The following is a 12834-nucleotide window of genomic DNA, read 5'->3' on the forward strand; positions in this document are numbered from 1 at the left end:
TCCTGCCACTCATCGGCAACCAACGATCGCTGGCCATGCCAGCCTGATTCTCTCTAGGACCTCAGCCGATCGACGATCGGCCAACGGCAGGATGTCCCCATGACCCGCCCACGCGTGTTCCCCCGCCCCCGGCTGTATAGCCTGTTCTGCTTCCTGTGGCTGCTGGCCCTGGCGTCGCTCCTACCCGCCCAGGCCGGCGCTATGACCTTCTCTCCGCCTAGCGGCACGAACCTGGGCAGCTACGCGCCAGGCCAGAACCTGAGCATTGGTTTGAGCGTGAGCGGAGGGACCTTACCGATGACTGGGTGGTATGACTGTAACGCCGGCGGGACCAACTGCCTGCCCACCGGCCTGGTCATCGATGAGTCGGACAACAGCACCACCACGACCATCCACGGCATCACGAACGTGGCACCGGGCACCTACAACTTCAGTGTTCTGGTGTACGACCGCTTCACCATGGAAGTGGCGAACTACAGCATCACCATCACCGGCGCCGGCCCAAGCGTGACCGCTCTGTCCCCTTCATCGGGCAGTACCAGTGGCGCCAACAGCGTAATCATTACGGGTAGTGGATTCACAAGCGTTACGGGAGTGAAATTCGGTACCACACCGGCCACCGCGTTCACGGTCAACAGCAGCACCCAGATCACCGCGACAGCGCCCGGTCACACCGCTGGCGTCGTCGACGTGACGGTATCTACGGCAGGCGGCACGTCGCTAACCAGCAGTGCCAGCCAGTACACCTACCTCGCCCCCCCCACTGCCGGCGCTGTCAGCGCCACGGTGGCCGCCAACAGCACCAGCAACCCAATCACCCTGAACCTCAGCGGCGGTGCCGCCACCTCGGTGGCGGTTGCCAGCAATGCCAGCCACGGCACGGCAGTCGCCAGCGGCACTACCATCACCTACACGCCAACGGCCGGCTACTCGGGCGCCGATACCTTCACCTACACCGCCACCAACGCCTCTGGTACTTCGACGCCGGCCAGCGTGACCCTCACGGTATCGAAGCCGACACTGGCGATCACCCCGGCCAGCCTGCCGAGCGGTACCGCCGGCAGTGCCTACAACCAGACCTTGGCCAGCGACGCCGGTACTGCGCCGTACACTTATGCGCTGGTCTCCGGCACGCTGCCGCCAGGAGTAACGTTCTCCAGTGCTGGCGTGTTCAGCGGCACCCCAAGCGGCAGCGGCACTTTTAACTTCAGCATCAGCAGCACCGACCAGTACGGTGCCACCGGCAGCAACAGCTACACGGTTACCATCGCTGCACCGAGCATCAGCCTGGCACCGGCGACCCTGCCCAATGGCAATTATGGTGCACCGTACAGCCAAGCCGTGAGCGCCAGCGGCGGTAACGGCAGCTACACCTACAGCGTCGTTGCGGGCAGCCTGCCGACTGGGCTGGCCCTGGCATCCGGCGGCGCCTTGGCCGGCACACCCAGCGCGCCAGGCTCTTACACCTTCACCCTGCAAGCCACCGATGGCAACCTGTTCAGTGGCCAACAGGCGTACACCATCGTCATCGCCAGCCCGACCCAGTCCCTAATACCGGCCAGCCTGCCCAATGGCAACGCTGGCAGCTCTTACAACCAGACCTTCACCGCCAGCGGGGGTATCGCGCCGTACAGCTACGCCATCACCAGCGGAGCTTTACCCAGTGGCCTCAGCCTTTCTTCCACCGGCACGCTGAGCGGTGTGCCTACAGCCTCCGGCTCCACCAGTTTCACGGTGCAAGCCAGCGATGCCAACCTGCAGACCATCTCAACTGCCTATACGCTCATCATCAATGCCCCCACTGTCAGTGTCGGCCCGACCACCCTCCCTGAGCCCGTGCTGGGTGTGGCCTACAGCCAGACGTTAAGCGCCAGTGGCGGTACGGCGCCTTACAGCTTCGCGGTCACCAGCGGCGCACTGCCCAGCGGCCTGAGCCTGAGCGCTGCCGGGGTGATCTCGGGTACGCCGACGAATACCACACCGGCTAACTTCACCATCACCGCTACCGACAGCCTCACCTTTACCGGCGTGCGGGCCTATAGCGTCACGATCGACACGCCCGCACCAGTGGCCGGCAACGTCAGCCTCACCGTGATGGCAAACACCATAAGCAACCCAATCACCCTGAACCTCAGTGGCGGTGCCGCCACCTCGGTGGCGGTTGCCAGCAATGCCAGCCACGGCACGGCAGTCGCCAGCGGCACTACCATCACCTACACGCCAACGGCCGGCTACTCGGGCGCCGATACTTTCACCTACACCGCCACCAACGCCTCTGGTACTTCGACGCCGGCCAGCGTGACCCTCACGGTATCGAAGCCGACACTGGCGATCACCCCGGCCAGCCTGCCGAGCGGCACCGCCGGCAGTGCCTACAACCAGACCTTGGCCAGCGACGCCGGTACTGCGCCGTACACTTATGCGCTGGTCTCCGGCACGCTGCCGCCAGGAGTAACGTTCTCCAGTGCTGGCGTGTTCAGCGGCACCCCAAGCGGCAGCGGCACTTTTAACTTCAGCATCAGCAGCACCGACCAGTACGGTGCCACCGGCAGCAACAGCTACACGGTTACCATCGCTGCACCGAGCATCAGCCTGGCACCGGCGACCCTGCCCAATGGCAACTATGGTGCACCCTACAGCCAAGCCGTGAGCGCCAGTGGCGGTACGGCGCCTTACAGCTTCGCGGTCACCAGCGGCGCACTGCCCAGCGGCCTGAGCCTGAGCGCTGCCGGGGTGATCTCGGGTACGCCGACGAATACTACACCGGCTAACTTCACCATCACCGCTACCGACAGCCTCACCTTTACCGGCGCGCGGGCCTACAGCGTCACGATCGACGCGCCCGCACCAGTGGCCGGCAACGTCAGCCTCATTGTCATGGCAAACAGCAGCAGCAACCCGGTCACCCTCGCCCTCAGTGGCGGCCCTGCCGCGTCGGTGGCGATTGCCAGCAACCCCAGCAACGGCGTGGCCAGCGTCACCGGCACCAGCATCACCTTCACCCCCAACTCCGGTTTCGCCGGTAGCGACAGTTTCAGTTACACCGCTACAGGTGCAGGCGGTACTTCGAGTGCCGCCACGGTATTGGTCACCGTGCAGGCGCCGAGCATTACGCTGACACCTGCCAACCTGCCTGGCGCCACGGTCAGCACAGCCTATTCACAGATCATCAGCGCCAGTGGTGGTAGTGCGCCGTACAGCTACAGCCTGAGCAGCGGCGCCCTGCCACAAGGCCTCTCGCTGTCCAACAGCGGCAACCTCAGCGGCACCCCTACCGCTTCCGGCAACGCTACCTTCACCGTGATGGCCACCGACAATACTGGCTTCACCGGTAACCAAGCCTACACCCTGACCGTCGCCAGCCAGGCGCCGGTGGCAGGCGCAGTCAGCGCTACGGTAACGGCGAACAGCTCGGCCAACCCGATCACCCTCAACCTCAGCGGCGACGCAGCCAGCAGCGTGGCGGTAAGCAGCAGGCCGAGTCATGGCACAACATCAGTCAGCGGCCTCACCATCAGCTATACGCCAACCGCCGGCTACTCCGGTAGCGACAGCTTCAGCTACACCGCCACCGGTGCGGGGGGCACCTCAGCGCCCGCCACCGTGACCCTCACCGTGTCCGCGCCGACGCTGACTATCAGTCCGGCCACCCCGGGTCTAGGCGATGCCACCCTGGGCACTGCCTACAGTGCCAACCTGGCCGCCAGCGGCGGCACCGCCCCCTACACCTACACCCTAGGCAGCGGCAGCCTGCCGGCAGGGCTGACCCTCGATGGGAGTACCGGGACCATCAGCGGTACACCGACCACCGTTGCCACCAGCACTTTCACCATCACCGCCAGCGACGCCCACGGCGCCACCGGCATTCGCAGCTACAACCTTCAGGTGCTGGCCCAGGCGATCGTGGTGCCGCCATCCAGTGAAACCCTGGCGGCTGGGCAGAGTGCCAATGTCAACCTGACCCGCGGCGCCAGCGGTGGCCCGTTCCTGCGCGCACGGTTGTTGAGCGTGACGCCGGCGTCGGCCGGCCGGGCCAGCATGAGTGGTCCGTTCACCCTGAACTTCGTCCCCGCGGCGGCGTTCGCCGGCACCGCAGTGGTGACCTTCAGCCTGCAGAACACGGGTGGCAGCCAAGCCAACAGCAGCGTCACCTTTACCATACAGGCACGCCCCGACCCCACCCGCGACCCCGAAGTGATTGGCCTGCTCAACGCCCAGTCGCGCGCCGCCGAGCGTTTTGCCAGCACTCAGATGGACAACTTCAACCGCCGGCTGGAGCAGTTGCACCGCCCCACCTGCGACCGTGATTCATTCAATGCCAGCGTGCGCCATGGCCGCGACGACGTTAGCCTGGGCGGGCTGGGCAAGGCCTTGCGCGACGAGCTTGAGGGCAACGGCGAGGGCGATGATGACGAGCAACGGCGCCAGGAGAAAGACAGCACGCGCGCCAGCTCCGGTGAATGCCGCGAAGAGGCCTTGGCGTTCTGGACCGATGGTTTCGTCAATACCGGTTCCAACCGTGCCCGGGGCGTCCAGGACAACAGCTTCACCACCTATGGCCTGAGCGCCGGCCTGGATTACCGGCTATCGCCACAGACAGTGGTCGGCGTTGGTTTCGGATACGGCAACGACCGCGCCGACATCGGCGAACATGACACCCGCAGCGAGGGCGATGCTCTGGGCCTGGCGGCCTACCTCAGCGTCAATCCCGTGTCCGAGATGTACGTCGATGCGCTGCTGGGATACAACCGGATCCGCTTTGATTCGCGACGCTATGTCACCGCCGACCCGTCCAACGGCTACGCCCACGGTTCGCGGGATGCCGACCAGCTGTTCGCCTCGCTCACTGCCAGCTACGAGTACCGCCACGGCGCCCTGTCGCTGGCACCTTATGCGCGCGTCAACGGCAGCTACACCCGACTCGATGCGTTCAGCGAGCGCGGCGGGGGCGTATATGGGTTGTCGTATGAAGAGCAGGACCTGCGCTATTTCACCTCGTTCCTGGGGCTGCGCTCGGGCTACAACATCCACACGGGCATCGGTGTGCTGACGCCACGGGTTGGCCTAGCCTGGGGCCACAACTTCAGCCGCAACGAGGATTACCGCATGCGCTACACCGACCAGGGTAGCGACGGACTGCTGTATCGACTCTCGCCCGATACGCTGGACAGCAACTTCATGGACCTGGATACCGGGCTAGATCTGAACCTTGGCCGCACATGGCGCCTGGGGCTGTCTTACAAAACCGCGCTGGGTACCAACGAGCGCAACGAGATGTTCCGCATCGGAGTAGACGCAAGGTTCTAAGAACGCTATGAAACTGAGGCCTGGCTGGGCGATGCCAGGTAACTCCGCGATGGGGCCGCCTTGCGGTCCCATTGTCTCGGCATCCTGCTGCCCATAGTCAGTCTTGCCAGAGCCCTGCAATGAACAAGTACTTTCTCTATCAGGTGTCAGCGCGCCGCATTCTCTTCGGTTCGCTGTTCGCCATTACAGGCAGTTTCCTGACCGTTCCCACGGCCGAGGCTGAAAGGGCGTCCGAGCAAACCAGAGGTAGTGCTTACGCTAGCTTGACCAACGAAAAAGCCCGCGAACCAATGCAGGCTGCGGGCTATTTCATATGGACATCACGGTGAAGCGAGCCTAAGGTTCGCCTCAAACGGCTGCAAGACTAGAAACTGGCTCTGGCAAGCCCCCTCTCTAGTACTCACGAACCGCTTTGCATATGGTGGGTCGTGTAGGATTCGAACCTACGACCAATTGGTTAAAAGCCAACTGCTCTACCAACTGAGCTAACGACCCGCTGGTTGGCGCGTATAATACTGATTTCTAACGGGAAATCAATACCCGAGCCAACCTTTTGTCAGAAGTAGCGGGTTGGATCTGCTACGCCCGCCGCCTTGAAACCATCGGCACGCAGGCGGCAGCTGTCGCATTTGCCACAGGCTTGGCCTTCATCATTGGCCTGGTAGCAGGACACCGTCAGGCTGTAGTCCACGCCTCGGGCGATACCCGCCTGCACAATCTGCGCCTTGCTCATGTTCTGCAGCGGCGCCTGGATGCGGAAGCCCTGCCCTTCTACACCGGCCTTGGTGGCCAGGTTGGCCATGCGCTCGAACGCCTCGACGAACTCGGGGCGGCAATCCGGGTAGCCGGAGTAGTCCACTGCGTTGACGCCGATAAAGATGTCACGCGCCTCCAGCACTTCCGCCCACCCCAGTGCCAGCGACAGGAACACGGTGTTGCGGGCCGGCACGTAGGTGACGGGAATACCCTCGCCCGGAGACTCCGGCACATCGATGCTGCTGTCGGTCAGGGCCGAGCCACCGATACCATCGAGGTTGAGGCCAATGACCTTGTGTTCGACCACGCCCAGGTCACGGGCGACGCGGGCGGCGGCGTTCAGTTCGGCGCGATGGCGCTGGCCATAGTCGAAGCTCATGGTGTAGCAGCTGTAGCCTTCGGCCTTGGCCATGGCCACCACCGTGGCCGAATCGAGGCCGCCAGACAGCAGGATTACTGCGCGTTTATCAGTCATCTGTTTCACTCCTCAATCAACGTCCGGGTTCGTCGTTCCACAGCAGCTTGTGCAGCTGCATCTGGAAACGCACGGGCAGGTTGTCGGCGACGATCCAGTCGGCCAGGTCGGTCGCGCTCACCTGCTGATGGCTGGGCGAGAACAATACCTCGCCCGCGCGTTCGGCCAGGTTGTACTGGATCAGCTTGGACACTGCCCAGTCGTAGTCCTCACGGGAACAGATGACGAACTTGACCTGGTCGTTGCGGGTCAGCTGCTCGATGTTCTCGTAGCGGTTGCGGTGCGACTCTTCCGACCCTGGGGTCTTGAGGTCGACCACGCGGCTGACGCGCTCATCGGTGCCCGAGATATCGAGGGCGCCGCTGGTCTCCAGCGACACTTCGTAGCCGGCATCGCACAGGCGCTGCAGCAGCGGCAAGGCGTTCGGCTGGGCCAACGGCTCGCCGCCAGTGACGCAGACGTAACGCGGCTTGAAGCCGGCCACCTGCTCAAGGATCGAATCGAGGGTGCGAATGGTGCCACCAGTGAAGGCGTAGGCGCTGTCGCAGTACTGGCAGCGCAGGGGGCAACCGGTCAGGCGCACGAATACCGTGGGCAGCCCAGCCGTTCGTGTTTCACCCTGCAAAGAGTAAAAGACTTCGGTGATGCGTAATGTGTCTTGCATGTTCGCCACGGGCGTGACAGCTAAACAGGCTGTCCGCCTCCGTCAGGCACTGTCGCGGACTCGACATGGCGTTATCCGCTACAGCGTGTTTATAAAAGGGCAGTGATTCTAACGAAAAAACCCGCGACAGGCGCGGGTTTCTTGCAAAGGTACAACTTAGAGCTTCTGCAGGTCGCGTTGCGCCAGTTGCGCGGCTGAGGTGCCGGGGTACTGGGTGATGACCTGTTGCAGGATGCCCTTGACCTTGTCGGTGTGGCCCATGCGGCGCTCGACGTCAGCCAGCTTGTACAGCGAATCTGGCACCTTGCTGTGCTTGGGGTACTTCTGGCTGACCTGGGCGAACGCCTGGCTGGCCGCTGGCAGGTCGCCCTTGGCCAGGTTCACCTCACCCAGCCAGTACTGGGCGTTGCCGGCGTACTGGCTGTTCGGGTACTTGCGCAGGAAGGCGTTGAACGCCTGGCTGGCCTTGTCGAAGTCCTTCTGCTTGATCTGGTCGAAAGCGGCGTCGTAGTAGAGCTTTTCTTTCGCCGGATCACCGGGCTCGCTGCTGGCGGCCGGTTGTTGTGCAGCAGCGCCAGCGGCACCTGCTGCGGCACCGGCGGCGGCATTGGATGCACCACCGGTGGAGGAATTGTCTGGGGTCGCGGCAGGCGCGGCACCACTGTTGATACGACGATCAAGATCCTGGTAACGCTCCAGGTTTTCCTGCTTCATGCGCGACACATCGTTTTGCAACTCTTCGATGATGCCTTGCTGACGGGAAAGTTGATCCTGCATCTGTTGCAGCTGCATGAACAGCTGGCCCTGTGCCGAAGCAGGGGTCGAAGCCCCTGCGCCGGCATAGGCGCCGCTCGTGCCATAACCGGAAGGTGGGTAAGCACCCCCGTTGTCATCAACTACAGGAACCGCAGCCCACGCCGAGAGCGGAAGGCTGAGTGCGAGGACGGTTACAGCACGACGGCACATACGCATAAGAACTTACTTACGCAGTTCTACGCGACGGTTCTGAGCCCAGGACTGCTCGTCGTTGCCGGTGGCAACTGGACGCTCTTCGCCGTAGGAAACCAGTTCCAGCTGAGCAGGGGAAACACCCTGCAAAACCAGGTAGCGCTGAACGGCTTTCGCACGACGCTCACCCAGAGCCATGTTGTACTCGCGGGTGCCGCGCTCGTCGGTGTTGCCTTCCAGGACAACGCGGTTGCCGTTGGCTTTCAGGTCCTTGGCGTGAACGTCCAGAGCGCGCATGGCTTCTGGCTTCAGGTCCGAGCTGTCGTATTCGAAGTAGAAGGTGGTGATTGCGCGCAGGGCAGCTTCTTCGCTCAGGGAGCCGTCAACTGCGCCAGTGTTGGCACCGTAGCCAGCGTTCGGGTCAACAGCGCCTTCACCAGCGTTGTCACCGCCTTTCGAGGAGCAACCTACAGCTACGGCCATGGCCAGAGCCAGCGCAGCAAATTTACCAAACTTCAGCATTTCCATCGTGAAACTCCTAATGAAACCCCAGTGTGTTAAGCAAAAACGTATTACGCCGCAATCAGTTCAGGTAAGGGGACCAGGACGGTTCTCTGACTTCGCCTTGAGCGGTAGGAAGTGGGAGCCTCACACGGCCGTTAAGCGACACGAGCATCAAGACTCCCCGGCCCTGCTGGCGGGTGGCGTAGATTAGCATGGTGCCGTTAGGCGCAACAGTGGGCGACTCATCAAGACTTGTTTCCGAGAGAATCTTTACACTTCCGCGCTGCAAGTCCTGTGCCGCCACCTTGAAGTTGGTAAAGCCTTGCTGACGATGGATCATCACCAAGGTCTTTTCGTCCGCCGACAGTTTCGGGTTGGCGTTGTAGTTGCCCACGAACGTTACACGCTCGGCACCACCACCGCTGACCGATTGCTTGTAGATCTGTGGCTTGCCACCGCGGTCGGAGGTGAAGTACAGGGTGTTGCCATCCTTGCCCCAGAACGGTTCGGTGTTGATGCCTGGGCCGGCGGTCACACGGCTGATCTGGCGCGAGGCCACGTTCATCACATAGATGTCCGGGTTGCCGTCCTTGGACAGCACGAACGCCAGGCGGGAACCATCAGGCGACCAGGCAGGTGCACCGTTCAGGCCTTCGAAGTTGGTCACCTGCTCACGGCGACCGGTATCGATGTTCTGCACGAAAATCCGCGGGCGCTTCTGCTCGAACGACACATAGGCGATACGCTTGCCGTCCGGCGCGAAGCGTGGCGACAGGATCGGTTCACGCGACTGCAGCAGGGTTACGGCACGGGCACCGTCGTAGTCCGAACGCTGCAGGGTGTAGCGGGTGTTGTTGGTGGAGAAGCGCTCGGCCGTCACGTACAGCATGCGGGTAGAGAATGCACCCTTGATGCCGGTGAGCTTTTCGAAAGACTGGTCGGCAATGTAGTGCGCCATGTCGCGCAGCTGGTCGGTGCTGCCCGCCACGCTACCGGTCAGCACTTGCTGCTCGGTGGCGACGTTGAACAGCGCGTACTGCACCTGCAGGCGACCGCCCGAAGGCACGATGCTGCCAACCATCACGTACTGGGCACCCAGCGCTTTCCAGTCGCGGAAGATGACTTCGCTGGCCTGGGTAGGCTGGCTGATCATGTTCTGACGCGGGATCGGCGAGTAGTAGCCCGAATTGCGCAGGTCATTGCCAATGATGTCGGCGATGTCTTCCGGCAGCACACTGCCACCCTGCAGACCGAACGGCACTACCGCGATGGGCGTAGCCCGATCGCTGCCGCTGGTGACCAGGATGTTCTTTTCCTCTGCCATGGCCATGCCAGCCACGCAGCAGAGCATGACCAGCATTCCTCGAAGGAGTTTAATCACAACGCTAGATCCTCAGGTGTAAATGTCATCTTGAACGAACGATAACGATTGAAATCGCTCGGCTTCATACCCTGCATCTCGGTCAAGCGACCGATGTTCTTCACTGCTGCCACCGCCGAACTGTCGAACGGCCCATCGCCGCTGGACTTGATCACGCTGACACCGGTGACGGTGCCGTCCGGCAACATGTTGACCTGCAGGGTCACCGTCATGCCCTTACGCGCGGAAGGCGGACGTGCCCAGCCCTCGGCCGCGCGCATGCGGATCAGGTCGTCGAAGTCGCCGGCCACCTGGTCACCCTGCTCGTCAGCCAGGGCCTGCTGCCGCTCGGTGGTGTCGGACAACAGCTCGGCCAGTGCCTGAGCTTTCTTGTCTTCCGCCGACTTGCGGGCCGCTTCCTGTGCTTTCTTCTTCTGTGCATCTGCAGCGGCCTTCTTCTTGGCCTCTTCAGCTGCCTTTTTCTTTGCTTCCTCGGCCGCCGCTTTCTTCTTGGCGTCCTCGGCTGCTTTCTTCTTCGCCTCCTCGGCGGCCTGCTTCTTGGCCTCCTCGGCTGCTTTTTTCTTGGCTTCTTCCTCGGCCTGCTTCTTCGCCTCTTCCTCGGCCTTCTTCTTGGCGATGTCAGCCTGCTGCTTCTCAGCGGCCTTCTTCGCCTCTTCGGCTTTCTTGGACTCGGCGGCTTTCTTGGCTTCGGCAGCCTTCGCAGCCTCCTCGGCCTTCTTGGCTTCGGCGGCCTCGCGTGCTTCTTCAGCCTTTTGAGCGGCGTCGGCTTTCTTTTGTTCCGCGGCCTTGATGGCCTCCTGCTCGACCTTCTTCTGCTCCAGCTGCTCGACTTCGGTCTGGCGCGAGGCGGTTTTCTTCGCCTCCCCGGCAATCTTCTGATTGGTCTGGGTAGTCGCCTGACTCTTGGACTTGAGCTGATACAGGGTAGCCTGAACGATCGGCTTGGAAGGCGGCAGTTCAGGCGTCATGGCAAAGCTGACGAACAGCAGGGCGAACACCAGCACATGCAGGCCGATGGCCCAGACACTGGGCCAGAAGTAGCTTTCCGAGGCGGATGGCTCTCGCTGTTGCATCAGGGCGCCTCGGTAATCAGGCCAACGTTACCGACACCGGCCTTCTGCAACCCGCCCATGGCGCCCATGACGGCGCCGTAGTCGACAGCCTTGTCGCCTCGAATGAAGACCTGGGTCTGCTTGCCCTGATCGCGACCGGCGGCAATGATCTTGGTCACTGCGCTGGTCATGTCCGGCAAGGTCATGGCCTTGTCCATCTGCTTGTCGGTATCGACTTCGCTGCCGAGGTTCCAGTAGTAGGTCTTGTCGGCCTTGATGGAGATGGTGAGGATCTGGACGTTGTTGTCCTGCGGCAAGGCTTCGCTGGAAACCTTGGGCAGGTCGACCTTCACGCCCTGGTTGAGCATGGGCGCCGTCACCATGAAGATGACCAGCAGCACCAGCATCACGTCGATGTAGGGCACCACGTTCATCTCGGCGACGGGCTTGCGTTTGTGGCGAACTCGGGCCATGGGCTTCTACCTGATTACTCTTCGCTGGTGTGCACTTTGCGGTGCAGGATCGCCTGGAACTCGTCGGCGAAGGTGTAGTAACGGCCGATCAGCACTTCGCTGCGCGCCGCGAAACGGTTGTAGGCGATCACCGCAGGAATGGCCGCGAACAGGCCGATGGCGGTGGCGACCAGCGCTTCGGCGATACCCGGGGCAACAGTGGCCAGGGTGGCCTGCTGGGCACTGGCCAGGCCGCGGAACGAGTTCATGATGCCCCACACGGTACCGAACAGGCCGATGTACGGGCTGGTCGAACCTACGGTGGCGAGGAACGGCAGGCTCTGCTCGAGCTTTTCTTCTTCACGCGAGATGGCCACGCGCATGGCACGCGCCACGCCTTCCATGACCGCGTCCGGATCAACCCCCTGCTGCTGACGCAGGCGCGAGAACTCCTTGAAGCCGGCACGGAAGACTTGCTCCACACCGGAGTCCGGGTCCGGGTTGCTGCCCGCCTGACGATACAGCTTGGACAGGTCGATACCCGACCAGAAGCGCTCCTCGAAGGCATCCAGCGCACGGCGACCAGCGCGCAGCATGGTGCTGCGCTGGAAGATCATGATCCATGAGGTGACCGAGGCGGCCACCAGGGTCAGCATTACCAGCTGTACCACCACGCTGGCATTGCTGACCAGACTCCACATGGAGGTATGGTCGACGACGTTAGCTTCCACGCTTATTCTCCTGCGTTCGATTGATTACCCGAGCCGTCCGCCACAAAGGCGTCGCGCAGCTCCGGGGGTATGGCTCGGGGTTTGAAAGTGTCGGCGCGCACGGCGGCCACCAGGAACTGCCCTTCGCAGAGCAGCGTTTCATCTTTTTCCCGCCAGACCTGCTGCACGAAGCGCAGGCTGGCGCGATTGAGTTCAAGTACTTGCGCGGTGACCCTCAGCTCGTCATCAAGGCGTGCCGGCGCGTGATAGCGGGCTTCGCTGGAATGAACCACGAACAGCAGGTTGTCCTCGGCCAACTGCGCCTGGGAAAAGCCCAGATGCCGCAGGCGCTCGGTGCGCGCGCGCTCCATGAATTTCAGGTAATTGACGTAATACACCACGCCACCGGCATCGGTATCTTCGTAATAGACGCGACAACGGTGTGCGAACGGTTCCAGGCCATTTTGCGCGCGCATACTCTAGTGCTTACTCCTCAGCTTGCCAATCCGCTGCGGCAACTGTTTTTGTTCATAATGTCGAATTGCCAGCGCACCATCGGCATGCCAGCGGTAGGACCACGAAAAG

At 62.5% G+C, this 12834-nt stretch carries 11 protein-coding genes and 1 tRNA gene; 2 read left to right on the forward strand and 10 right to left on the reverse strand.

Features of this window, described 5'->3' with window-relative positions; all coding sequences use genetic code 11:
- Nucleotides 1-99 precede the first annotated feature (99 nt).
- Entirely contained in the window at nucleotides 100-5307 is a 5208-nt protein-coding gene (locus APH33_RS01140) for a putative Ig domain-containing protein (protein ID WP_054883392.1), read from the forward strand.
- A gap of 119 nt (nucleotides 5308-5426) precedes the next feature.
- A complete protein-coding gene (locus APH33_RS01145) occupies nucleotides 5427-5636 on the forward strand; it encodes a hypothetical protein (protein WP_054883393.1) in 210 nt (69 codons plus the stop codon).
- A 90-nt stretch (nucleotides 5637-5726) separates the two neighbouring features.
- Here APH33_RS01145 and APH33_RS01150 read toward each other — a convergent pair.
- The 10 genes from APH33_RS01150 to ybgC form a co-directional block, all read right to left on the reverse strand.
- Nucleotides 5727-5802, reverse strand: a tRNA-Lys gene (locus APH33_RS01150).
- A gap of 61 nt (nucleotides 5803-5863) precedes the next feature.
- Nucleotides 5864-6538: a 7-cyano-7-deazaguanine synthase QueC gene (queC, locus tag APH33_RS01155; protein WP_054883394.1), complete on the reverse strand. Its 675-nt coding sequence runs from the start codon at nucleotides 6536-6538 to the stop codon at nucleotides 5864-5866.
- A 16-nt stretch (nucleotides 6539-6554) separates the two neighbouring features.
- Nucleotides 6555-7202: a 7-carboxy-7-deazaguanine synthase QueE gene (queE, locus tag APH33_RS01160; protein WP_054883395.1), complete on the reverse strand. Its 648-nt coding sequence runs from the start codon at nucleotides 7200-7202 to the stop codon at nucleotides 6555-6557.
- A 156-nt stretch (nucleotides 7203-7358) separates the two neighbouring features.
- Nucleotides 7359-8174 carry a tol-pal system protein YbgF gene (ybgF, locus tag APH33_RS01165; RefSeq protein WP_054883396.1) on the reverse strand — a complete coding sequence of 272 codons (816 nt, stop codon included), beginning with the start codon at nucleotides 8172-8174 and terminating at the stop codon, nucleotides 7359-7361.
- A gap of 6 nt (nucleotides 8175-8180) precedes the next feature.
- Nucleotides 8181-8678 carry a peptidoglycan-associated lipoprotein Pal gene (gene pal, locus APH33_RS01170; protein WP_023381906.1) on the reverse strand — a complete coding sequence of 166 codons (498 nt, stop codon included), beginning with the start codon at nucleotides 8676-8678 and terminating at the stop codon, nucleotides 8181-8183.
- A 55-nt stretch (nucleotides 8679-8733) separates the two neighbouring features.
- Nucleotides 8734-10014 carry a Tol-Pal system beta propeller repeat protein TolB gene (gene tolB, locus APH33_RS01175; protein WP_176507941.1) on the reverse strand — a complete coding sequence of 427 codons (1281 nt, stop codon included), beginning with the start codon at nucleotides 10012-10014 and terminating at the stop codon, nucleotides 8734-8736.
- A 17-nt stretch (nucleotides 10015-10031) separates the two neighbouring features.
- The gene (tolA, locus tag APH33_RS01180; protein ID WP_054883397.1) at nucleotides 10032-11108 is read right to left on the reverse strand and encodes a cell envelope integrity protein TolA; all 1077 of its coding nucleotides are present in this window, start codon (nucleotides 11106-11108) and stop codon (nucleotides 10032-10034) included.
- Entirely contained in the window at nucleotides 11108-11560 is a 453-nt protein-coding gene (tolR, locus tag APH33_RS01185; RefSeq protein ID WP_008090221.1) for a protein TolR, read from the reverse strand. Before tolR ends, tolA begins: the two co-directional genes overlap by 1 nt.
- A 14-nt stretch (nucleotides 11561-11574) precedes the next feature.
- Nucleotides 11575-12270, reverse strand: coding sequence for a protein TolQ (gene tolQ, locus APH33_RS01190; RefSeq protein WP_054883398.1), 696 nt, complete (start codon nucleotides 12268-12270; stop codon nucleotides 11575-11577).
- 2 nt (nucleotides 12271-12272) lie between these two features.
- Nucleotides 12273-12725: a tol-pal system-associated acyl-CoA thioesterase gene (ybgC, locus tag APH33_RS01195; RefSeq protein WP_054883399.1), complete on the reverse strand. Its 453-nt coding sequence runs from the start codon at nucleotides 12723-12725 to the stop codon at nucleotides 12273-12275.
- Nucleotides 12726-12834 lie beyond the last annotated feature (109 nt).

It is taken from the genome of Pseudomonas sp. NBRC 111130 (genome assembly GCF_001320485.1).
GTDB classification, from domain to species: Bacteria; Pseudomonadota; Gammaproteobacteria; order Pseudomonadales; family Pseudomonadaceae; genus Aquipseudomonas; species Aquipseudomonas vlassakiae.